This is a genomic window from Aeromicrobium sp. CTD01-1L150 (assembly GCF_041951745.1).
Taxonomy (GTDB): domain Bacteria; phylum Actinomycetota; class Actinomycetes; order Propionibacteriales; family Nocardioidaceae; genus Aeromicrobium.
Window position 1 is genome coordinate 2319138 of sequence record NZ_CP169555.1, and the last position, 21871, is coordinate 2341008.

Annotated in this window: 24 protein-coding genes; 5 read left to right on the forward strand and 19 right to left on the reverse strand. The window is 70.1% G+C overall.

The window, feature by feature from the left end; all coding sequences use genetic code 11:
- Window positions 1–13: 13 nt before the first annotated feature.
- The 9 genes from ACEVFP_RS11425 to rimP all read right to left on the reverse strand — a co-directional run bounded on the left by ACEVFP_RS11425 (window position 14) and on the right by rimP (window position 8998).
- Entirely contained in the window at window positions 14–1009 is a 996-nt protein-coding gene (locus ACEVFP_RS11425; RefSeq protein ID WP_374999589.1) for a serine/threonine-protein kinase, read from the reverse strand.
- On the reverse strand, window positions 1006–1359 hold the full coding sequence (locus ACEVFP_RS11430) for a hypothetical protein (protein WP_374999590.1): 354 nt from the start codon (window positions 1357–1359) through the stop codon (window positions 1006–1008). Before ACEVFP_RS11430 ends, ACEVFP_RS11425 begins: the two co-directional genes overlap by 4 nt.
- Window positions 1360–1447: 88 nt before the next feature.
- Window positions 1448–2686, reverse strand: coding sequence for a phosphatidylserine/phosphatidylglycerophosphate/cardiolipin synthase family protein (locus ACEVFP_RS11435; RefSeq protein ID WP_374999591.1), 1239 nt, complete (start codon window positions 2684–2686; stop codon window positions 1448–1450).
- A gap of 30 nt (window positions 2687–2716) precedes the next feature.
- Entirely contained in the window at window positions 2717–3712 is a 996-nt protein-coding gene (gene truB / locus ACEVFP_RS11440; RefSeq protein ID WP_374999592.1) for a tRNA pseudouridine(55) synthase TruB, read from the reverse strand.
- On the reverse strand, window positions 3709–4152 hold the full coding sequence (gene rbfA / locus ACEVFP_RS11445; RefSeq protein ID WP_374999593.1) for a 30S ribosome-binding factor RbfA: 444 nt from the start codon (window positions 4150–4152) through the stop codon (window positions 3709–3711). Before rbfA ends, truB begins: the two co-directional genes overlap by 4 nt.
- 85 nt (window positions 4153–4237) lie before the next feature.
- Complete coding sequence (gene infB / locus ACEVFP_RS11450) at window positions 4238–7039, reverse strand: translation initiation factor IF-2 (protein WP_374999594.1); 2802 nt, start codon at window positions 7037–7039, stop codon at window positions 4238–4240.
- 137 nt (window positions 7040–7176) lie between these two features.
- Window positions 7177–7383, reverse strand: a complete 207-nt coding sequence (locus tag ACEVFP_RS11455; RefSeq protein ID WP_374999595.1) for a YlxR family protein — start codon at window positions 7381–7383, stop codon at window positions 7177–7179.
- 98 nt (window positions 7384–7481) lie between these two features.
- The gene (nusA, locus tag ACEVFP_RS11460; protein ID WP_374999596.1) at window positions 7482–8513 is read right to left on the reverse strand and encodes a transcription termination factor NusA; all 1032 of its coding nucleotides are present in this window, start codon (window positions 8511–8513) and stop codon (window positions 7482–7484) included.
- Window positions 8514–8515: 2 nt separating this feature from the next.
- Window positions 8516–8998, reverse strand: a complete 483-nt coding sequence (gene rimP / locus ACEVFP_RS11465; protein ID WP_374999597.1) for a ribosome maturation factor RimP — start codon at window positions 8996–8998, stop codon at window positions 8516–8518.
- Between the two features lie 75 nt (window positions 8999–9073).
- Here rimP and ACEVFP_RS11470 point away from each other — a divergent pair, with 75 nt between their 5' ends.
- On the forward strand, window positions 9074–9532 hold the full coding sequence (locus ACEVFP_RS11470) for a hypothetical protein (protein WP_374999598.1): 459 nt from the start codon (window positions 9074–9076) through the stop codon (window positions 9530–9532).
- Window positions 9529–9951, forward strand: a complete 423-nt coding sequence (locus ACEVFP_RS11475) for a DUF4439 domain-containing protein (protein WP_374999599.1) — start codon at window positions 9529–9531, stop codon at window positions 9949–9951. Before ACEVFP_RS11470 ends, ACEVFP_RS11475 begins: the two co-directional genes overlap by 4 nt.
- A 188-nt stretch (window positions 9952–10139) precedes the next feature.
- Here ACEVFP_RS11475 and ACEVFP_RS11480 read toward each other — a convergent pair whose 3' ends face one another.
- The 3 genes from ACEVFP_RS11480 to ACEVFP_RS11490 all read right to left on the reverse strand — a co-directional run bounded on the left by ACEVFP_RS11480 (window position 10140) and on the right by ACEVFP_RS11490 (window position 13243).
- Window positions 10140–11885 (reverse strand): proline--tRNA ligase, encoded by a 1746-nt coding sequence (locus ACEVFP_RS11480; protein ID WP_375003815.1) that lies wholly within the window; start codon window positions 11883–11885, stop codon window positions 10140–10142.
- 73 nt (window positions 11886–11958) lie between these two features.
- Window positions 11959–12324: a hypothetical protein gene (locus ACEVFP_RS11485; protein ID WP_374999600.1), complete on the reverse strand. Its 366-nt coding sequence runs from the start codon at window positions 12322–12324 to the stop codon at window positions 11959–11961.
- 55 nt (window positions 12325–12379) lie between these two features.
- On the reverse strand, window positions 12380–13243 hold the full coding sequence (locus ACEVFP_RS11490; protein WP_374999601.1) for a GNAT family N-acetyltransferase: 864 nt from the start codon (window positions 13241–13243) through the stop codon (window positions 12380–12382).
- Window positions 13244–13345: 102 nt separating this feature from the next.
- Between ACEVFP_RS11490 and ACEVFP_RS11495 the strand changes: the two genes are divergently transcribed.
- Window positions 13346–13840 (forward strand): universal stress protein, encoded by a 495-nt coding sequence (locus ACEVFP_RS11495; RefSeq protein ID WP_374999602.1) that lies wholly within the window; start codon window positions 13346–13348, stop codon window positions 13838–13840.
- Between the two features lie 9 nt (window positions 13841–13849).
- On the opposite strand, the gene ispG is transcribed toward ACEVFP_RS11495, so the two are convergent.
- From ispG to ACEVFP_RS11520, 5 genes are all read right to left on the reverse strand, one after another.
- Window positions 13850–14983, reverse strand: coding sequence for a flavodoxin-dependent (E)-4-hydroxy-3-methylbut-2-enyl-diphosphate synthase (ispG, locus tag ACEVFP_RS11500; protein WP_375003817.1), 1134 nt, complete (start codon window positions 14981–14983; stop codon window positions 13850–13852).
- Window positions 14984–15075: 92 nt separating this feature from the next.
- Window positions 15076–16374 carry an RIP metalloprotease gene (locus ACEVFP_RS11505; RefSeq protein ID WP_374999603.1) on the reverse strand — a complete coding sequence of 433 codons (1299 nt, stop codon included), beginning with the start codon at window positions 16372–16374 and terminating at the stop codon, window positions 15076–15078.
- On the reverse strand, window positions 16371–17573 hold the full coding sequence (gene dxr, locus ACEVFP_RS11510; protein WP_374999604.1) for a 1-deoxy-D-xylulose-5-phosphate reductoisomerase: 1203 nt from the start codon (window positions 17571–17573) through the stop codon (window positions 16371–16373). The genes ACEVFP_RS11505 and dxr overlap by 4 nt, the downstream gene beginning before the upstream one ends.
- Before the next feature lie 66 nt (window positions 17574–17639).
- Window positions 17640–18470: a hypothetical protein gene (locus ACEVFP_RS11515; protein WP_374999605.1), complete on the reverse strand. Its 831-nt coding sequence runs from the start codon at window positions 18468–18470 to the stop codon at window positions 17640–17642.
- On the reverse strand, window positions 18467–19375 hold the full coding sequence (locus tag ACEVFP_RS11520) for an ABC transporter ATP-binding protein (protein ID WP_374999606.1): 909 nt from the start codon (window positions 19373–19375) through the stop codon (window positions 18467–18469). Before ACEVFP_RS11520 ends, ACEVFP_RS11515 begins: the two co-directional genes overlap by 4 nt.
- Window positions 19376–19506: 131 nt before the next feature.
- Here ACEVFP_RS11520 and ACEVFP_RS11525 point away from each other — a divergent pair, with 131 nt between their 5' ends.
- Window positions 19507–20658, forward strand: coding sequence for a sensor histidine kinase (locus tag ACEVFP_RS11525; RefSeq protein WP_374999607.1), 1152 nt, complete (start codon window positions 19507–19509; stop codon window positions 20656–20658).
- On the forward strand, window positions 20655–21311 hold the full coding sequence (locus ACEVFP_RS11530) for a response regulator (RefSeq protein ID WP_374999608.1): 657 nt from the start codon (window positions 20655–20657) through the stop codon (window positions 21309–21311). Before ACEVFP_RS11525 ends, ACEVFP_RS11530 begins: the two co-directional genes overlap by 4 nt.
- Before the next feature lie 18 nt (window positions 21312–21329).
- Here the strand turns inward: ACEVFP_RS11530 and ACEVFP_RS11535 are convergent, their stop codons facing one another.
- Together ACEVFP_RS11535 and ACEVFP_RS11540 are read right to left on the reverse strand one after the other, a co-directional pair.
- Window positions 21330–21668, reverse strand: a complete 339-nt coding sequence (locus ACEVFP_RS11535) for a DUF1330 domain-containing protein (RefSeq protein ID WP_374999609.1) — start codon at window positions 21666–21668, stop codon at window positions 21330–21332.
- Window positions 21665–21814 carry a hypothetical protein gene (locus ACEVFP_RS11540; protein ID WP_374999610.1) on the reverse strand — a complete coding sequence of 50 codons (150 nt, stop codon included), beginning with the start codon at window positions 21812–21814 and terminating at the stop codon, window positions 21665–21667. The genes ACEVFP_RS11535 and ACEVFP_RS11540 overlap by 4 nt, the downstream gene beginning before the upstream one ends.
- Between the last annotated feature and the right edge of the window lie 57 nt (window positions 21815–21871).

Consider the following 21871-nt stretch of genomic DNA (forward strand, 5'->3'; position numbering starts at 1 on the left):
GTGACGGCTCTCGTCAGCGACGCAGGCTGAACCCCGCGAGGCGGGCCGTCGGCAGGTCGGCGATCAGGGGGCCGAGCCGGTCGGCCACCTGCGCGGGGGTGGGGCGCTGCGTGGGATCTCGCTGCAGGCAGTCGGCGAGGATCGACGCGAAGCGCGGGTCGATGCCGCGGGGCAGTGCCGCGGGCTCGTCGGTGAGCTGCGGCCAGGTGCGGTCACGGTCGAAGGCCCGGTGGCCGGCAGCGGCACGGAACAACGTGGCACCCAGCCCCCAGACGTCGCTGGCCGGCCCCGGCGCGCCGTCTCCAGCGGACTCGCCCCGGCGGGGGTGCCGGGCCGTGGGCGGCAAAGGGCTCTCGCGGGGGTGCCGGACCGTGGGCGGCAAAGGGCTCTCGCGGGGGTGCCGGACCGTGGGCGGCGAAAGGCTCTCGCGGGGGTGCCGGACCGTGGGCGGCGAGATGCACTGCTCGGGAGCCATGTACTCATCACTGCCGACCGGGTGGTCCAGCACCGCGGCCTCCTGGTGTGACATCGCGACCGAGAGGTCGATCAGCCTGGCCGGCGCCCCGGCGATGACGTTGCTCGGCTTGACGTCCAGGTGGCAGTACCCCTGGCCTGTCAGGTAGTGCAGGGCCGAGGCCAGCTCGAGCGCGACGGCATACAGCTGGTGCGGTGGCAGGGCCCCGTGCTTGCTGATGAGCCGGGAGAGGTTGGGACCCTCCACGTGCTCCAGCACCAGGTGGGGGCGGTCGCCGTCCGCGTAGGCGTAGAGCCGCGCGATCCCAGGGTGGTTCAGTGCGCTCAGCAGGTCGACCTCGCGCTCGAAGGCGTACCGCGTGGCGGGGTCGTCGACGCGCGACGGGCGGATGACTTTGACGACGACGGGAGCGAGCAGTCGCTCGTCGTGGGCGAGCCACGCCTCGAACACCGTGCCTCCCCCGAGATCCTCCAGCAGGACGAGGCCGGGGACGAGCTCGTCGCCCCCGGCCAGCTGCCAGGTGTCCTCACTCACCGGCCGGTGTCACGCGACGGGGCCGAGTCCCGCGAAGGGGCCGAGTCCCGTGACGGAGCCGAGTCACGCGAGGGGGTACTGACCTTGGTGACCTTGCTGGCCACCGTCTTGACCGTGTCGCGGGTGTCGCGGGTCTGGTGGGTGTCCCGCGAGTCGTGTGTGTCCCGGTCGTCATCGTTGTCGTCGTCGGATGCCGGCACGGTCCACTCCGAGCTGGTGTCCTCCCGCTTGACAGCAGGGTCGTCGGCTTGGGCCGAGGACGCCAGGGCGAAGCCGGCGGTCCCGAGGGCGACGGCGCCGGTGACGCCGAGGACTGCGGTACGGATGATGGGGCGGATGGTGGTGCCCATGATGCTCTCCTTCGTCGTGGTGGTACCACCATGACGAGCCGGAGTGAGGTCACCATGAGGCCCCGATGAGAGGTCTCTCATGGACGATTCACAGCAGCGGGCGCAGCGGCCGCAGCAGGATCTCGCAGGCCCGCGCGACGACGTCGCGCTGCTGCCACTCGTGCAGCGTCAGCTCGGTGCAGTTGCCGAGGTCGGTCTCGAACGCCTCCTCCAGGTCACGGGCGAGCCGCTCGTCGATGACCTCGAGGTTGATCTCGTAGTTGCCCGAGAGGCTCAACCGGTCGATGTTGGCGGTGCCGACGGTCGACCAGGAACCGTCGATCGTGGCGGTCTTGGCGTGCACCATGGCGTTCTCGTACTGGTGCAGCCGGACGCCCGCACGGAGCAGGTCGCCGTAGAAGCCCCTGGAGAGCCAGTCGGCGAGCACGTGGTTGCTCACCTTGGGCACGATGATGTCCACCTCCACACCGCGACCCCGAGCGTCCTGGAGCGCCGCGAGGATGTCGTGGTCGGGGATGAAGTAGGCCGCCGTCATCCGGATGTGACGCGAGGCCCGATCGATGGCCTCCAGGTACATCCCCCGGATCGGGAAGACCAGCTGACGCGGAACGTTGCGGTGGGCCCGGACGAAGGGCTGCCAGGTCGGGCTCCCGGCGCTGGGCATCTTGTCGTGAGCACGGTGGATGTTCCAGAAGTCGATGAAGGCATTGGCGAGGTCCCAGACCGCGTCGCCCCGCAGACGCACATGCGTGTCCCGCCATGACGCCTCGTACAAGGCACCGATGTTGTAGCCGCCGACGAAGCCCACCTCGTCGTCGACGACGAGGATCTTGCGGTGGTCCCTGCCCCATCGGCGCGGGTTGAAGATCTGCCAGCCTGCGTTGAAGACGGGGTAGCGCAGCACCTTGACCGGCGCGGGGAAGCGCAGGAACCGGGGGTCGACCACCAGGTTGGCGAATCCGTCGTAGACGACTCGCACGTCCACGCCGCGCTGGGCCGCGGCGACCAGCGTATCCTTGAACCGCCGGCCCGTCTCGTCACCCTTGATGATGTAGGTCTCGAACAGCACCCGTTCCCGGGCACCCTCGATGGCCGCGAGCATGTCGGCGTACAGCCGGTCTCCGGACATGTAGGTGGTGGCGACGTCCCCGCGACCCACGTCGCTCGTGAGCGGCTCGAGCCGGGGGAACCGGCCGGTCGCCTCGTCGCCGCGCAACAGCTTGCGGATCTTGGAGATGCCCATCAGGGCCGCCGCGGTGACCAGGGCCGAGAGCAACCAGGCCTCGAAGATCCGCCACAGGATGCTGCGCAACCGGATCCGTCTCATGAAGCGCACCCTAGCGACTCCGTGTCCTGCTCACGCGAAGACCGCGACAGCCTTGGCGTCGGGACCCTGCTGCTCGTACAACGCCAGGAAGGAGCCGTCGGGGGCGAACAACGCCACGACGCCCTCCGCCTCGAGGTCGTGCCCGGGAAGGACCCGGCCGAAGCCGACTGCCGTGGCGGAGTCCGCGTCGAGGTCGCGAGAGACGAAGCAGGCACGGGCAGCGGCGTCGAGACCGATGATGGACAGCTCCTCGGCATGCTGCTCCAGGGTGCGCGCAGCGTCGAGACCGAAACCGCCGACCCGCGTGCGGCGCAGCATCGTCAGGTGGCCCCCGACGCCGAGAGCCTCACCGAGGTCGCGCGCGATCGCGCGGACGTAGGTGCCGCTGGAGCACACCACGCGCACGTCGAGGTCGACGACGGCGCCCTCACGGCGCACGCTCTCGACGTCGAGCACCGAGATGGTGACGGGGCGTGCCGCAAGCTCGACGTCCTCACCGGAGCGCACCCGCGCATAGGCGCGTTCTCCGTCCACCTTGATCGCCGAGACGGCCGACGGCACCTGCTGGACGTCCCCGGTCAGCGCGGCGACCGCGCGGGCGATCGCGGCTGCGGAGACCGTTGAGGCGTCGTGCTCGGAGACGACCTCTCCCTCGGCGTCGTCGGTGACGGTGCCCCGGCCCAGCCGGATGGTGGCGAGGTACTCCTTGTCCGCCAGCTGCAGGTGCCCGAGCAGCCGCGTGGCCCGCCCGACGCCCAGCACGAGCACACCGGTGGCCATCGGGTCGAGTGTGCCGGCATGACCGACCTTGCGGGTGCGGGCGAGTCGGCGCATCCGAGCGACGACGTCGTGCGAGGTGCACCCGGCCGGCTTGTCGACGACGACGAGCCCGGCGGGGGTGCCGGGCCCTGGGCGGCCCGCAACCGGCTCAGCGGGGGTGCCGGGCCCTGGGCGGCCCGCAACCGGCTCAGCGGGGGTGCCGGGCCCTGGGCGGCCCGCAACCGGCTCAGCGGGGGTGTCGTTCACTCCCGCTCGTCCAGCTCGTCCTGCCGGGGATCGGCCCGGTAGGGGTCCGGGTCGCCGGCGTACTGGGCTCCTGCCGCCCGGGAGGCGACCTCCTCATCGGCCGCTCGCGCCTTGGCGAGCAGGTCGTCGATCTGCTGGGCGGTCTCGGGCACGGCGTCGAGAAAGAACTCCAGGCTGGGGGTGTGCCGCAGCGCGAGCTGGTTGCCGACCTCCTTGCGGATGATGCCCGTGGCGCTGGCGAGCGCCGCGGCCGTGTCGGTGACCGCCTTGCTGTCGCCGAGCACGGTGTAGAAGACCGAGGCGTGCTGGTTGTCGCCGGTGAGCCGGACGTCGGTGACCGTGACGAACCCCAGCCTGGGGTCCTTGACCCGTCGCTCGAGCATCTCGGCGACGATCACCTTGATGCGATCGGCGAGCTGATGATTGCGCTGCCCGGCCATGACTCCTCCTCGGTCTCCCGCCGAGGGTGGCGTCCTGACGCTGGCACGCTGGTGCGTCGCGTCAGGACGCCACCCGACGGGGTTGTCAGCTGCGAGGCTTCTCGCGCAGCTCGAACATCTCGACGACGTCATCGATCTTGATGTCGCCGAAGTTCTTCAGCACCAGGCCGCACTCGAAGCCCTCACGGACCTCCGACACGTCGTCCTTCTCGCGTCGCAGGCTGCTGAGATCGAGGTTGTCGGCCACCACGGCACCGTCACGCAGCACACGTGCCTTGGCGTTGCGGCGCAGCGTGCCACTGGTGACCATGCAGCCGGCGATGTTGCCGATCTTGCTGGAACGGAAGATCTCGCGGATCTCGGCCGTGCCCAGCTGGTGCTCCTCGAACTCGGGCTTGAGCATGCCCTTGAGCGCGGCCTCGATCTCCTCGATGGCCTGGTAGATCACCGAGTAGTACTTGACCTCCACGGCCTCGCGGTCGGCCAGCTCGGTGGCCTTGCCCTGCGGTCGGACGTTGAACCCGATGATGACCGCGTTGGAGGCTGCCGCCAGGTTGACGTCCGTCTCGGTGATCGCCCCCACGCCACGGTCGATGACCCGCAGGTTGACCTCTTCTCCGACGTCGACCTGGGCCAGGGAGTCCTCCAGCGCCTCCACCGATCCGGAGCCGTCACCCTTGAGGATGAGCAGCAGCTCGTCGGTCTCGCCCTTCTCCATCGAGGCCATGAAGTCCTCGAGGGTGCGTCGACCCGCACGCTTGGCCAGTGCGGCGTTGCGCTCGCGGGCCTCACGCTTCTCGGCGATCTGACGGGCGATCCGGTCGTCGTCGACGACCATGAAGTTGTCTCCGGCGCCGGGGACCGCGGTCAGACCGAGCACGAGGGCCGGTCGTGACGGCTCGGCTGCCTCGACGGTCTTCCCGTGCTCATCGAGCAGGGCACGGACACGACCGAACGCCGAACCGGCGACCAGGGTGTCACCGACCCGCAGGGTGCCGCGCTGCACCAGCACCGTGGCGACCGGGCCGCGACCGCGGTCCAGGTGTGCCTCGATGGCAATGCCCTCGGCGTTCTGCTCCGGGTTGGCCTTGAGGTCCAGCGATGCATCGGCCGTCAGCACGATCGACTCCAGCAGCGTCTCCAGCCCCGTGCCAGCCTTGGCCGAGACGTCGACGAACATGGTGTCGCCTCCGTAGTCCTCGGGAACCAGGCCATACTCGGTGAGCTGGCCGCGGGCCTTGGAGGAGTCCGCATCGGGCTTGTCGATCTTGTTGACCGCCACGACGATCGGCACGCCGGCCGCCTTGGCGTGGTTGAGCGCCTCCACCGTCTGCGGCATGACACCGTCATCGGCCGCGACCACGAGCACCGCGATGTCCGTGGCCTGGGCGCCACGGGCACGCATGGCGGTGAACGCCTCGTGACCCGGGGTGTCGATGAAGGTGATGCGACGCTCCTCGCCATCGACCTCGGTGGCGACTTGGTAGGCGCCGATGGTCTGCGTGATGCCACCGGCCTCCTTGTCCATCACGTTGCTGTCGCGCAGGGCGTCGAGCAGCTTGGTCTTGCCGTGGTCGACATGGCCCATGACGGTGACGACCGGCGGACGCGCCGCGAGGTTCTCGTCGCCGCCGGTGTCCTCGCCGAACCCCAACGAGAAGGACTCCAGCAGCTCACGGTCCTCGTCCTCGGGCGAGACGACCTGGACGTCGTAGTTCAGCTCCTCGCCGAGCAGCTGCAACGTCTCGTCGTTGACCGACTGCGTCGCCGTGACCATCTCGCCCATGTGGAACAGCACCTGCACCAGCGATGCCGCATCGACGCCGACCTTCTCGGCGAAGTCGGTCAGCGAGGCACCACGGGCCAGGCGCACGGTCTGGCCGTCGCCCTTGCGGACGCGCACACCACCGGTGGTGGGTGCCTGCATCTGGTCGAATTCCTGACGCTTGGCGCGCTTGCTCTTGCGCCCACGACGTGGCGGGCCACCGGCGCGCCCGAAGGCGCCCTGCGTGCCACCGCGACCACCGCGGCCGGGGCCGGGACGACCACCGAAGCCGCCACCGGGACGACCACCGCCACCGGGGCCTCCGGGACCGCCGGGGCCGCCTCCTGCGCCACCGGGACGGCCACCGCCACCGGGACGGCCACCGCCACCGGGACGACCGCCGCCACCGGGGCGGCCACCACCACCGGGGCCGGAGCGTCCGGCCAGGCCGGACTGCTTGGGCATCATGGCCGGGTTGGGACGCGGCATGCCGGGACGAGCCGACGGAGCGCCGCCGGTCCCGCCCTCGCTGCCACCCTCGCGGGCGGCCGGCGGACGGGGCGGACGGTCCTTCTGCATGCCCTGCCGGGAGCTGAACGGGTTGTTGCCGGGGCGAGCGCCACCGCGCGGACCTGGCATCGGGCCGGGCTTGGCCGGAGCAGACTCGCCCTCGGGCTCCTCGGGAGTCTCGGGGGCGGGCTTGGGACCAGGCTTGGGACCGGGCTTGGGGCCCGGGGTCGGGGCGGGTCCGGGGGTAGCCTCGGCCGACGGAGCGGACGGTTCCGCCGCGGTCACGGGGGCCGCGTCGACAGGCTCCTGGGCTCCTGCGGGCTCGACCTCCTCCGACGGGGTCTTCCCCGACGGGCCCTGGTCGGACTGGCCCTGGTCGGACTGGGCCTGGCCGGAGGGGGCCTTCTTGGACGGGGCCTTCTTGGGTTGGGCCTTCTTGGCGCCCTTGTCGCGCAGGGTGTCGCCGTGCTCCTCCTTGAGGCGGCGCACCACAGGTGCTTCGACGGTGGATGAGGCGGACTTCACGTACTCACCCATGTCCTTGAGGGTGGACAGGATGTCCTTGCTCGCTACTCCGAGCTCGCGGGCGAGCTCGTGGACTCTGACAGCCACTGTTCTCCTTCGGGGAGTCCGAACCCGAAGGAGGCTCGGACCACTAGTTGACGTGCAGGCTCATCGGAAAGTACTCATCGAGTGCTCATGAGCGTGTGCTCCGAATCGGTCGTGGGACTCATGTCCCGGGTGGTTGGTCACTGGTTCTGGATGACGTGGTCGATCACCTGGTCCAGGTCGAGAGGGCCCTCCGTACGGAGCGCCCGCCCGAAGGCCTTGCGCCGCCTCGCCAGCTCCAGACACCGGGGGTCGGGGTGCAGGTGCGCTCCCCGCCCCGGCAACGTCCGCCGCAAGTCAGGAGCGACGACGACGGGCGCCGTAGCCTGGATCGCGACGATCCGCACCAGAGTGGTGACATCCGCGCGCGCTCGGCAACCGATACACGTGCGGACGACCGAACCCACTCTACCTGTCGACTCCACCGAGCGCGCCATCGCCTCGTTCACGGCGTGCTGGAGGCCGCCGGCTTCGTCGGCTCGGTGTCTGAGCGGATGTCGATGCGCCACCCGGTCAGCTTGGCGGCGAGGCGGGCGTTCTGCCCCTCCTTGCCAATGGCCAAGGAGAGCTGGAAGTCGGGTACGACGACGCGAGCGGCCTTGGCAGTGGTGTCCACGAGCGTGACGCCCTTGACCTGCGACGGCGAGAGCGCATGCGCGATGAACTCGGCGGGATCCTCGCTGAAGTCGACGATGTCGATCTTCTCCCCGTGCAGCTCGTGCATGACGTTGCGCACCCGCTGACCCATGGGCCCGATGCAGGCACCCTTGGCGTTGACGCCCGGCACGGTGGAGCGGACGGCGATCTTGGTGCGGTGGCCGGCCTCCCGGGCCAGTGCCGAGATCTCCACCGACCCGTCGGCGATCTCCGGTGCCTCGAGGGCGAACAGCAGCTTGACGAGGTTGGGGTGCGTGCGCGAGACCTTGACCCGCGGGCCACGCATCCCCTTCTCCACCTCGTAGACATAGGCCTTGATGCGCTCGCCGTGGGAGTACTTCTCCTCCGCGACCCGCTCGGTGGCGGGCAGCAACGCCTCCACCCTGCCAAGGTCGATCATGACGTCGCCGGGACGTGCACCTTGCTGGATGACACCGGAGACGACGTCGCCGACGCGACCGGAGAACTCACCGAACTTCGCCTCGTCCTCGGCGTCACGCAGACGTTGCATGATGAGCTGGCGCGCGATCGCCGCGGCGAAACGCCCGAAGTCCTCGGGGGTGTCGTCGAACTCCTCGCTGAAGCGTGGCGCAGGGCGCGGGGCACCGTCCTCGGGGGCCGGCTCGTCGGCCAGTCGCTCCTTGGCCCAGACCGTGACGTGCCCGCTGGAGCGGTCCAGCACGACGCGTGCCTGCTGGTGGGCGTCGGGGGTGCGGTGGTAGGCCGAGAGCAGAGCGTTCTCGATCGCCTCGACCACGACGTCGAAGGAGATGTCCTTCTCCTGCTCGAGGGCCCGCAGTGCCTTGATGTCGATGTCCATGGTCAGGCGTCCTTCTTCGACTTGAGCTCGGGGATGACGACAGCGTTGGTGATGGCGGTGAGGTCGAGACGACGCGGCTCGGCCCCGGCCTGTCCTGGCTCGACGGTGAGGTCGACCCCGGTGGCGTCGCTGCTCACCACCCGCCCCTTCATGGTGGTGCCGTCCTCCAGCGTGAGCCTCACGAGTCGTCCCGCGGCGCGGCGCCAGTGCCGCTGCTCGGTGAGCGGCTTGTCCAGTCCACGAGAGGTGACCTCCAGCGTGTAGGGCGCCTGACCCATGGCGTCGGCGTCGTCGAGTGCCGCCGAGACGACGCGCGTGGTCTGGGTGATGAGATCGATGCCGACTCCGCAGTCGGCGTCGACGGCGATGCGCAGCAGTCGCTTGGAGCCGCTTCGGGAGACGTCCACCGACTCGAGGTCGAGACCAAGATCCTCGATCGGTCCGGCCACTGCTGCTCGGACGTCGCGTTCGAGTCCGTCGGACATGGTCTGTGCCTCCCGTGTTCTGTTGTGGCTACCCGCGGCCCACCCTATCCAACGTCGCTCCACTACCCTTCCGGTGTGATCAGCCGTCGTGTCGTCCTCGGAGGAAGTGCCGTCCTGGCGCTGGCCGGCACCGCCGGCGCCGCACACGTCCTCGGCGTGGACGACGACGTCCTGCGCGCGCTCGGCGCCAGACCCAAGGCCCTTCCCGACGACGGTGACACCGCCCTGCTGGCGACCGCCGCCGAGCAGCAGGCCGACATCGTGGCCGGGCTGGACGCCGTGCAGGCCGACTCCGAGGAGCTGGTGGACCTGCGGGCGATCGCGGCCGAGCAGCTCGAGGGTCTCGGGGGCTCGGACCTGCCCGCCTCGCCCTCCGCCCAAGGTCTCGACGACCTCGCCTCGCTCGTCGCCGAGACCGGCAAGAAGCGCCAGGACGACGTCACACGAGCCGTCTCGCCCGCCCTCGTCACGGTGCTGGCCTCACTCTCGGCCGGTCACGCCCAGCTCGCCCGACGCCTGCGGAGCCTCGCGTGAGGCGCACCGAGCAGGACCAAGGCCGTCTGGCCCAGGCGCTGATGGTGCGGCTGGACCTGGAGCACGAGGCCGTGTGGCTGCTCGGCGTCGTGGGTGGGAGCGTCGCGTCGTTGCAGGACCGCGCCACGAAGTCCTTCACTCGACACCGACGCTCCCGCGACTCCCTGATCGTCACGCTGCGCCGCCTCGGCGTCGAGCCCACGGCGGCCCGCGCGTCCTACGGCGAGCCGCCCGTCGGTGAGCAGGACTGCCGTGCCGCCGTGGCCGACGTGGAGCGGCGGCTGGTCGCGGCGTGCCTGGACCTGGTGAACGTCAGCGGCCCACGCGGCCGTCCCCGCGCGGTCGATGCCCTGCGACGGTCCGCGCTGGAGGTCATCGCCTGGGGCGGTTCCCCCGAGGCGTTCCCGGGCCTGGCCTGACCATCCACCGCGAGTCACTCCGTCACCCACCGCGAGTCACTCCGTCACCCACCGCGAGTCACTCCGTCACACCTCCAGGAAACCCAGTGACTCGCGAACCGGAACCCAGTGACTCGCGAGCCGGAACCCAGTGACTCGCGAGCGGGTACCCAGTGACTCGCGAGCCGGAACCCAGTGACTCGCGAGCGTCAGCGGCAGACCGCCCGCAGTTCGTCGACGACCGCATCCACGGGGACGTCGCGCCGTGCGCCGCTCGCGCGGTCCTTGACCTCCACGACGCCGTCGGCCAGGCCGCGGCCCACCACGACGATGGTCGGCATGCCCAGCAGCTCGGCGTCCTTGAACTTCACGCCCGGCGAGACCTTGGGGCGATCGTCGTGCAGCACGGCGATGTCGCTCGCCTCCAGCTCGGCGACGATCTTCTCGGCCGCCTCGAACAGGGCAGGCTCCTTTCCCGCGACGACGAGGTGGACGTCGAACGGCGCGACCTCACGAGGCCAGACGATGCCGAGCTCGTCGTGCGCGCCCTCGACGATCGCGGCGACGGCCCGTGAGACACCCACGCCGTAGGAACCCATCGTGACGGTCACGAGCTTGCCGTTCTCATCGAGCACCTGCAGGCCCAGAGCGTCGGCGTACTTGCGGCCGAGCTGGAAGATGTGACCCATCTCGATGCCTCGGGCCAGCTCCAAGGGGCCCGAGCCGTCCGGGGCCGGGTCCCCGACACGGACCTCCGCGGCCTCGATCGTCCCGTCGGCGCTGAAGTCACGGCCGGCCACGAGGTCGAGCACGTGCGAACCCTCGACATCGGCACCCGTCACCCAGCGAGTGCCTTCGACGACGCGGGGATCCACCAGGTACCTGATGCCGCTGGCGGACTCCTCCCCCAGGACCGCGGGACCGATGTATCCCTTGACCAGGGCAGGGTGGGCGCGGAAGTCCGCCTCCTCGAACGGCAGCACCTCTGCCGGTGACACCTGCGTCTCCAGCCGCTTGGCGTCCACCTCCCGGTCTCCGGGCAGGCCGATGGCCAGGGGCTCACGCGTGCCGTCCGGATGTTGCAGGACCACCAGGACGTTCTTCAGCGTGTCAGCGGCCGACCAGGGCCGGTCCTCGCGCGGGAACGCCTCGTTGAGGTGGTCCACGAGCGTCTCGATGGTGGGGGTGTCCGGTGTCTGCTCGGCGTGCGCGGCGGGCACGTCGTCGTACGGGAGGGCCGGCGGCACGACGGTGGTCACGGCCTCCACGTTGGCTGCGTACCCGCCGGGCGAACGGACGAACGTGTCCTCACCGGTCTCGGCGACGGCAAGGAACTCCTCGCTCGCCGAGCCGCCCATGGCTCCGGAGTCAGCCTGGACGACGACGTAGTCGAAGCCCAGCCGGTCGAAGATGCGCACGTAGGCCTCGCGGTGGGCCGCGTAGCTGGCCTCCAGGCCGGCGTCGTCGACGTCGAAGGAGTAGGAGTCCTTCATGACGAACTCACGCCCTCGCAGGATGCCGGCTCGCGGACGTGCCTCGTCACGGTACTTGGCCTGGATCTGGTACAGGCTGAGCGGCAGGTCCTTGTAGGAGGAGTACAGGTCCTTCACCAGCAGGGCGAACATCTCCTCGTGCGTCGGCCCGAGCAGCATGTCGGCGCCACGACGGTCCTTCAGCCGGAACAGGTCGGGGCCGTACTCGGTCCACCGGTTGCTCGCCTCGTAGGGCTCACGGGGCAACAGGGCCGGGAAGCGCACCTCCTGCGAGCCGATCGCGTCCATCTCCTCGCGCACGATCTCCTCCACGCGTTCGAGCACCTTCAGACCGAGCGGCAGCCAGGAGTAGATGCCCGGTGCGGCACGGCGGACGTAGCCCGCCCGCACGAGCAGTCGGTGGCTCGGGACCTCCGCATCGGCAGGGTCGTCTCGCAGGGTTCGCAGGAACAGCCGGGACATGCGCATGCCGAGAGGCTACTGTGCCGAATCTGCCGCCCACGGCCCGGCACCCCCGCCGGATCGCCTCTTCTCGTCAGCGGGACCGGGCAGCCTTGAGCGCGGTGCGCACCAGCGGCAGCTGCAGGGGCAGCCTGGCGACGGTCCCGGCGCGGTACCAGCCGGGCGCACGATCGCTGCGCAGGGCGTCGACGGCCATCTGCACGTTCGCAGGGAACACGCCGACCAGGAGCCCGGCCGAGAGGAGACCGCCGGCGCGACGCGTGCGCCGATGGGCCAGAAGCGCAGCGGAGCCGATCTCCACCGCCCCGGAGGCGAGCACGAGGCCGCGCTTGCGCGGCAGTGCCTTGGGCACGATCGACTCGAACGGCTCGGGCTTGACGAAGTGCGCCACCCCGGCGACGGCCAGCAGTACGGCGAGCGCCTTCACGTCACGATCCATGAGCGCACCCTATGACCATCGCGACGGCGGCGCACGGACGAGCCGTCAGGCCGGATCAGAGCAGGTAGGAGGCGAACGTGGCGGTCTGGGTGAACCCGACCCGCTCGTAGAGCGCGCGGGCGGGCACATTGCGTTCGTTGACGTAGAGCGTGACGATCGGGGCGATGAGGAGGCGGACCTGGTCCACCATCGCCGCCAGCGCTCCGGCCGACAGCCCGGTGCCACGCAGGTCCGGATGCACCCAGACTCCCTGGATCTGGCAGGCCTGCGCCGTGGCGGCACCCACCTCTGCCTTGAAGAGGACCCGGTCGTCCTCGATGATCGCGAACGACCAACCGCTGGCGATGAGCTGGGAGACCCGGGCCCGGTAGTTCAGCGCACCCCCGGCCTCGGGGTCCACCCCAACCTCCTCGCGGAACATCGCGACGCAGGCCGGGTACAGCAGCTCGAACTCATCGATCATGACGCGTCTCAGCCGCAGGTCGGGCGAGGTGGCAGTCGGTCCGTTCAGCTCGAGGAAGGGCTGCACCGGACGCGGTGAACGAGCCGGCCCCCAGTGCGGTGCCAGGAGCCTCCACAGCGGGTCGACCTGCTCACGCGGGCCGACGACCGACGCGGCTCGATGGTCATCGATCAGCAGCCGTTCGGCAAAGGCGTCGATCGCCGCCGGCGTGGCCTCGACCGGGACCACGTTGGCCCCGGCATGGCACGCCGAGACGAGCACACCGTCCTCGTGGTACCCCCAGATCCGTCCCCCGAGAAGACCCTCGTGCAGACCGGTGGTGTCCACCCGGTGCCTCACGAAGACGTTGACCGCGGGGTCACGATCCAGCAACGCGCACAGCTCCGCCTTGTCTGCGGGCTCGAGGGCGCGGACCTCGGAGAGGGCCGACCGACGGTCCGGCACGGTCTGGGACACGCCTGCCTCCCGGGTGGACGACCGCCTCGTCGCGGCTGATGACGGCTCCACCATATCCCCGAGCGGGGCGCACGTGGCCCGCTCTGACCGTAGGATCGGCTCGTGGACAGAGCGCCGAACATCGTCGTGGGCCACGACGGCTCCGCCTTCTCCGACGACGCCCTGCGCTGGGCGCTGGGCTGGGCACGACGCGCCTCCCTCGGCGTCACGGTGGTGCGGGCCTGGTCGATCACCACCGCACCGCGCCCCGCGACGGCCGAGCTCGGCTACGTCCCGCCGCTGTCGGACTTCGCAGATGCCGTCATCCAGCACCTCGAGCACGACACCGCCGCGATCCGAGCAGACTTCGACGACGTCCCCGTGACGTTCGCGGCACCGCACGGTGCCGCGGCCAACGGCATCATCGAGCTGTCGGGCTCCGCGGAGCTCGTCGTGGTCGGACCGCGTGGACGCGGCGGCTTCCGCGGACTGGTGATGGGCTCCGTCGCCGAGCAGGTCACACGGCACTCCCAGTGCCCCGTGGTGGTGGTGCGCGGGGACCAGGACCCTGCCACGGCCGAGCGCACGGTGCGGCTGGACGCCGGACTGCAGGACTGACCCACCCGGTCAGCCGGAGACGCTGACGCTCGCCGAACCACCCTCCACGGGCTCCATCCCCTCGGCGATGCGCAGTGCCTCCTCGATGAGCGTCTCCACGATCTTGCTCTCCGGCACGGTCTTGATGACCTCACCCTTGACGAAGATCTGGCCCTTGCCGTTGCCGCTGGCCACCCCGAGGTCAGCCTCGCGGGCCTCCCCCGGCCCATTGACCACGCAGCCCATGACGGCCACTCGCAGAGGGACCTCGAGCCCGTCGAGGCCTGCGGTGACCTCGTCGGCCAGGGAGTAGACGTCCACCTGGGCGCGGCCGCACGAGGGGCACGAGACGATCTCCAGCTTGCGGGGCCGCAGGTTGAGGGACGCCAGGATCTGCTGGCCGACCTTGATCTCCTCCACCGGTGGGGCGGACAACGAGACACGGATCGTGTCACCGATGCCCTGGCTCAGCAGGGCGCCGAAGGCCGTCGCGCTCTTGATGGTGCCTTGGAAGGCCGGTCCGGCCTCCGTGACGCCGAGGTGCAGCGGCCAGTCCCCCCGTTCGGAGAGCAGCTCGTAGGCACGCACCATGACGACCGGGTCGTTGTGCTTGACCGAGATCTTGAAGTCATGGAAGTCGTGCTCCTCGAACAGCGAGGCCTCCCAGACCGCCGACTCCACCAGCGCCTCCGGTGTGGCCTTGCCGTACTTCTCCAACAGCCGCTTGTCGAGCGAGCCGGCGTTGACACCGATGCGCAGCGACACGCCGGCGTCCTTGGCAGCCTTGGCGATCGCGCCGACCTGGTCGTCGAACTTGCGGATGTTGCCGGGGTTGACACGCACGGCCGCACAGCCGGCGTCGATCGCCGCGAACACGTAGCGCGGCTGGAAGTGGATGTCGGCGATGACCGGGATCTGCGACTTCCGCGCGATGGCGGGCAGTGCGTCGGCATCGTCCTGGCTCGGGCAGGCCACGCGCACGATGTCGCAACCTGCGGCAGTGAGCTCGGCGATCTGCTGCAGGGTGGTGTTGATGTCCGACGTCAGCGTCGTGGTCATGGACTGCACCGAGACGGGAGCGTCCCCACCGACATCGACGGTGCCGACCTTGATCTTGCGGGTCTTCTTGCGCGGTGCGAGGGTCGGCGGCGGCGCCTCCGGCATGCCGAGGGAGACGCTGCCGGTATCCCGCCCACGGCCCGGGACCCCCGCCGGATCGGTGGCCTGGCTCTGATCCACGGGCTCAGTGTGATTGGTCATGACAGCCTCACCGGATTCACGATATCGGCATAGATCAGGATGACGCTCATGATGATCAGGATGCCACCCACGGCATAGGCGACGGGCAGCATCCTCGCCACGTCGACCGGTCCGGGGTCGGGACGACCCCACATCCGGGCCCAGCCACGCTTGAGGCCCTCCCAGATCGCACCGGCGATGTGGCCGCCGTCCAGCGGCAGGAGCGGCACGAAGTTGAACAGTGCGAGGAACAGGTTGAGGGAGGCCAGCAGCATCATCAGCCGCTGCGCACGCTCGGCCCAGGTCGGCTCGTTGATGGTGACCAACTCGCCGGCCACCCGACTGGCCCCGACCACGCTGATCGGGCCGTCGTTCGGCCGTTCCGCGCCGAAGGCGGCCCGGGTGACATCGACCATGCGCACCGGCAGGCGGGCGATCGCCTCGGCCGTCGCCTGGACCTGGCCCCACATCACCTCACCGACGACGACCGGGCCCTGACGCACCTGCTCCTGCACCGGCTCGACTCCCAGGAAGCCAACCTCCTCGGTGCGTTCGGGATCCTCCAGCGAGACACGCGGGATGACCGTGGTGGGCACCTGCTCGGCGATCCGCTGCCCGTCGCGCTCGATGACGATGGTGGCCTCACGGTCACTGTTGCCGCGGATGAGACCGGTCAGCTGCTCCCAGGAGGTGATCTGCTCGCCGTTGAACGCGACGATCCGGTCCCCGGGCACGATGCCCGCCTGCCTGGCCGGCGTGACCGGGTCCTCGTCGGTGCAGGCGCGGCCGGCCTCGGCGTCGGTGATGGCGCAGTCGGACACCCCGGCCACCGTGGTGGTGGGGGTCAACATGCCAAAGCCCATGAGCACGATGGCGAACAGCACCACGGAGATGGCGACGTTCACCATGGGGCCGCCGGCCATCACGATGACCTTCTTCCACCACGGCAGCTTGTAGAACAGGCGGTCCTGGTCGGCCTCGGTGATCGTCTCGTACTCGGCGTGCCGGGCGTCGGCGGCCAGCTGGGTGAACAGGCCGGTGTTGCTGTCGCGCACCGTCGCGGGGTCCTGCTCCTTCTCCGGCGGCAGCATCCCGACGAGCTTGACGTAGCCGCCGAGCGGGATCGACTTCAGGCCGTACTCCGTCTCGCCTCGGCGGGTGGACCACACCGTGTTGCCGAATCCGACGAAGTACTGCGTCACCTTGACCCCGAACTTCTTGGCCGGGTACAGGTGGCCGACCTCGTGCAGGGCGATGGAGACGATGACGCCGACGACGAAGACGAGCACGCCGAGCGTGTAGATGAGGGCCGTCATCGCTGCTCCACGAGGGTTCGAGCGCGCTCTCGCGCGCGGTCGTCGGCCGCGAGGACGGCCGACAGGGACATGTCGGTGCGGGCGACGTCCTCGTCGGCGACGTGCTCGGCCAGGACCTGCCCCACGACGTCGACTATGCCGAGGAAGTCCAAGTCGCCGTCGACGAAGGCATCGACGCACACCTCGTTGGCGGCGTTGTAGACCGCCGGCGCCGTGCGGCCGAACTCGCCGGCCTGCCGTGCCAGCCTGATCGCCGGGAAGGCGTCGTCGTCGAGCGGGAAGAACTCCCAGGCGTCGGCCCGCGTCCAGTCGCACGGCGCGCTGGCGCCGGGCACCCGTTCGGGCCAGGCCAGGCCCAGCGCGATGGGGAGCCGCATGTCTGGTGGTGACGCCTGCACCATGGTGGAGCCGTCGACCAGCTCCACCATGGAGTGCACGACCGACGTCGGGTGCACGACCACCTCGATCCGCGAGAAGTCGATGTCGAAGAGCAGGTGCGCCTCGATCACCTCCAGGCCCTTGTTCACGAGCGTCGCGGAGTTGATGGTGATGACCGGACCCATGTCCCACGTCGGGTGCGCCATGGCCTGCTCGGGCGTCACCTCGGTGAGCTCGTCGCGGGCACGCCCGCGGAAGGGCCCCCCGCTCGCCGTGACGACCAGTCTGGCGACGTCCTGGATCCGCTCGCCCCGCAGCGCCTGGGCGATCGCCGAGTGCTCGGAGTCCACGGGGACCAGCTGACCCGGTTCGGCAGCCCCGGTGACCAGGGAGCCCCCCATGATCAGGGACTCCTTGTTGGCCAGGGCGAGCCTGGCGCCGCTGTCCAGCGCGGCCAGGGTCGGCTGCAGCCCGACCGCGCCCGTCATGGCGTTGAGCACGACGTCGCACGGTTCGCGCGCCGCCTCGCTGGCTGCCTCCGGTCCGGCGACGAGCCTGGGGACGCGGTGGTCACCCTCGGCCCAGCCGCGCTTCTGCGCCTCGGCGTACAGCGCCAGCTGGACGTCCTGTGCCGCGGTGGCCCGTGCCACGGCGATGAGCGGCACCTCGTGCTCGATCGCCTGCCGGGCCAGCAGGGCCGGGTCCGATCCACCGGCCGCGAGCGCCGTGACCTCGAAGCGGTCGGGGTTGGCCGTCACCACGTCGAGGGCCTGGGTGCCGATCGAGCCTGTACAGCCGAGAATGGCGACACGCTTGCGCATGCCGCCATTCTCTACCATCGGGGCCTGATGAGTGTCCCGCCCATGGACCCCGAGCCTGGGGGTGCCCTACTTGATCTCGGACTTCAGCACGCGCTGGAGCCCGATGGCACCGGGGAGGCCGATCCAGAGGATGAGCGTGAAGACGAAACGCAACCACTCCAGGCCGCCCGCATCGACGCTGTTGCCCATCATGTCCTCGCCCATCATGAGCGGCATGGCCGCGAGGTTGATGTCGACCCACGGCGTCAGGTCGCGCGCCCACTCGAAGAAGGCCATGAGCGTGGAGTAGACCATGAAGGGCAGCATGATCGCGACGACGTAGAACACCGCGACCGCAGCCGGCGTGTTGAGCAGCGCGGTGGCCAGGGCGAAGGCCATGAGGAAGTAGGCCAGCTGCAGACCGATCGTCCACAGCAGCAGCCCGACGTCGACGTTCCAGACGGTCTCGTTGCCGGAGATGGCGGCGGCCAGCGTGTTGCCGATGGCTCCCAGCACGACGGCGAGCACGATCGTGCCCAGGGCGAGCGCCACGACTGCGATGACCTTGGCCCCGAAGACCTTCAGGCGGTGCGGCTCGAGCGTGAACAACGTGAGGTGGTTGCGCTGGCCCCACTCGCTGGTGACGGTGACGATCGCGAAGACCGGCAGCAACAGTGAGAGCGGGATGGTCAGCACGTCGGAGAAGCCTTGGGCCGTGATCGAGGCGTTGTCGTTCAGCGCCAGGACGAGGAGCACCAGGCCCATGGCCAGCGCCAGCAGTCCGCCGGTGATGATCATGAGCCACAGACCGGCCCTGGTGTCGAACATCTTGCGGATCTCGACACTCACGAGGCGCCCGAACGGGACGCCCGGACGGTTGGTGTCGATGGTGACGGGAGCGGTCGTCGGCGCGCTCATGAGGTAGCTCCTTCGGAGAGGTGGTCGCGCTGGGTGGTGGCGGTGAGCTGCAGGAACATGTCCTCCAGGCCGGCGCTGTCGGCCTGTCGGAGCTCGACGAGCGCGACGCCGGCGGCGGCAGCGGCCTTGCCGACCTGCTCGGGCGCGGCCTCGGTGGCCAAGCCCTCGCCGGAGGCGGTGGCGGTGATCCCGGCTGCCGAGAGCGCGTTCGCCAGGGCGGCGGGATCCACGGCCCGCACGAAGGTCCCGGCGGTCTTCAGCAGCTCCTCCTTGGTGCCCTGGGCGACGATCTTGCCGTTGCCGATGACGATGATCTCGTCGGCGATGATCTGGATCTCGTGCAGCAGGTGCGAGGAGAGCAGCACCGTGCCACCACGGTTGGCGTACTCGCGCAGCAGGCTGCGCATCCAGTGGATGCCCGCCGGGTCGAGTCCGTTGGCCGGCTCGTCGAGGAGGAGGATCTTGGGGTCGCCGAGCAGCGCGTGGGCGATGCCGAGACGCTGACGCATGCCGAGCGAGTAGTTGCGGATGCGTCGCCTGGACTCCTTGTCGCTGAGGCTGACCAGCTTCAGCATCTCCTCGACCCGTGAGGCCGGCAGGCCCATCGTCTTCTGCCCGATCGTGAGGATCTCGCGACCCGTGCGTCCGGCGTGCTGCGCCGAGGCGTCGAGCAGGACGCCGACCTGGGTGCCGGGGTTGGGGATGTCGTGGTACTTGACACCGGAGATGGTGGCTGAGCCGGCGTTCTGGACGGTGAGCCCGGACAGGATGCGCAGCGTCGTGGACTTGCCGGCGCCGTTGGGTCCGAGGAACCCGGTGACGGTCCCCGGGCGGCACGTGAAGGAGACGTCGTCGACGGCGGTGAAGTCACCATACGTCTTGGTGAGGTGTTCGACCTGAATCATGACACCCACCATGGCGCAGCCGCGGCCGCGCGCGCATCAGTCCGGGGGTGATGTCTGCTCAGCCGAAAGGATGATCCCGTCCGGCCGACCGGACGAGGCTGTTGCCGTCACGGTGCGCCTACGCTGACCGGGTGAGCCCTCCGACTCCTCCCCCGTTGACCCGGTGGGGGCATGTGTGGCGTTACCTGCTGACGATCCTGATCTCCGCGTTCGCGTGGAGCGAGCTGGCTGTGTGGCAGTGGCAGAACGCTCGCGTGTGGTTCTGGCTCGACCTCGTGATCGGCCTGGCCGCGCTGGTCATCGTGGGGTGGAGGCGCAGGTTCCCGGTGACCGTCGCCACCGTGACTGCACTCGCCAGCGCCGCCTCCGGCTCGGTCGGCGGGCCGGCGACCCTCGCGCTGTTCTCCCTGGCCACTCGTCGGCGGTGGCGGGAGATCCTGCCGCTGGCCGTGCTGGCCTTCGTCTGCGGACTGCTCCTCATCCGCGTCGAGGGACCTCCCCAGGTCGATGCGGTGGTGGTCCTGCCGACGATGGCCGCCGTCATCGGCGTCACGATCGGCTGGGGCATGTTCGTCGGATCACGACGCGAGTTGATGCAGACCCTGCGCGAGCGCGCCCGCACCGCCGAGACCGAGCAGGAGGCCCGTGTCGCCCAGGCCCGGACGACGGAGCGTGCGCGCATCGCCCGGGAGATGCATGACGTCCTGGCACACCGCATCTCCCTGGTGACGATGCACGCCGGAGCGCTCACCTACCGCAGAGACCTCTCTTCCGAGCAGGTGCATGAGACCGCCGGACTCATCCGGGACACCGCCCACCAGGCGCTCACCGACCTACGCGAGGTCCTGGGCGTGCTGCGGGAGGACTCCGGCGACGCCACCCCCGAGCTGCCGCAGCCGGACGCCTCCGACCTGCCCGCACTGTTCGAGGAGGCCCGGCGCAACGGTATGCACCTGCAGGTCGAGACGTGCGACGTCTCACTGGGGGACGTTCCGCCCACCATCGGCCGTGCGGCCTACCGCGTCATCCAGGAGGGGCTCACCAACGCTCGCAAGCACGCTCCCGACACCCTCGTCTCCGTGACGGTGACCGGCAGGGCCGGCGAGGAGCTGCGGGTGCAGGTGCGCAACCACCTCCTGCTCGGCGAGACACTGGGCGTCCCGGTGTCGGGTCTGGGGCTGGTGGGCCTGAGGGAACGGGCGGAGCTCGCCGGTGGACGTCTGTCCCACCGGGTGGAGGACCACACGTTCGTCCTGGAGGTGACGCTACCGTGGCCGACGTGACGACACGGGTCCTGATCTGCGACGACGACGCGCTCGTCCGCGCGGGCCTCAGCCTCATGCTGGGAGGCGAGAGCGACATCGAGGTGGTGGGCGAGGTCGGGGACGGCCGCGCCGCACTGGACGCGGTCATCGCCGGCGGTGTGGACCTGATCCTCATGGACCTGCGGATGCCGGTCATGGACGGGATCGAGGCGACCCGTGCGATCGTCGACCTGGACCGGGGCACCAAGGTCATCGTCCTGACGACGTTCGACGCCGACGAGTACGTGGTCCGCGCGCTCGCGGCCGGAGCCCACGGATTCCTCCTCAAGGACACTGCTCCCGACGCGATCGTCGCCTCCATCCGTGCCGTGGTCCAGGGTGAGCCAGCGCTCTCGCCGGAGGTGACACGCCGGCTCATCTCGCAGGTGACCGACTCACGCCAGGACGATCCGCGGGCCGACCGGGCGAGCGAGCTCGTGGCCACGTTGTCCGACCGCGAGCGCGAGGTGGCCCTGGCCATCGCCCGGGGGGCCTCCAACGCGGAGATCGCCAAGGCGCTGCACCTCAGCCTCGCCACGGTGAAGGCCCACATCTCCCACCTGTTCACCAAGCTGGAAGCAGTGAACCGGGTCCAGGTGGCCATCTGCATGCACGACGCCGGACTGGTGTGAGCCCGGGCAGTCACCGACTCACGCGAACAGCTTGGCGATCGTGTCCGCGGCCCGGTACCCGGGCGGCACCCCCTCCAGGAGCACCACCCGGGAGTCGGAGTGCTCGCTGCGCAGGTGACAGATGTCCTGGTACGCGGGTGAGTCGAACCAGTCGCGCGCCGCGGCGACGGACGGGAAGGCGATGATCACCAGGTCGCCCGGCCAGGAGCCTTCGACCACCTCGGGGCGGGTGCCATGCACCACCCATTCTCCGCCGAAGGGCTCGAAGGTGGACTCGATGCGCTCCATGTAGTGCTGGACCTGCGGTCCCATCTGCACGTCGCGCAGGTGGCCGACGGCATAGCCGCGCCCGGTCATGCCGGCACCCTGGTCCCGAAGCCACTGACGTCGACCAGGGGGTCGAGGTAGGTCACCTGCGGCGACCAGTGGTCGGCCAGCAACCTCCCCCGTTCGGCCGGCGTGGCGTTCCCGGTGGCCAGATACTGCTCCACGACGTCACTCATGACATCTCCTCCTTCGTCCGGATGTGCTGATGTCACGAGCCTCTCCCCGCCGCCGGT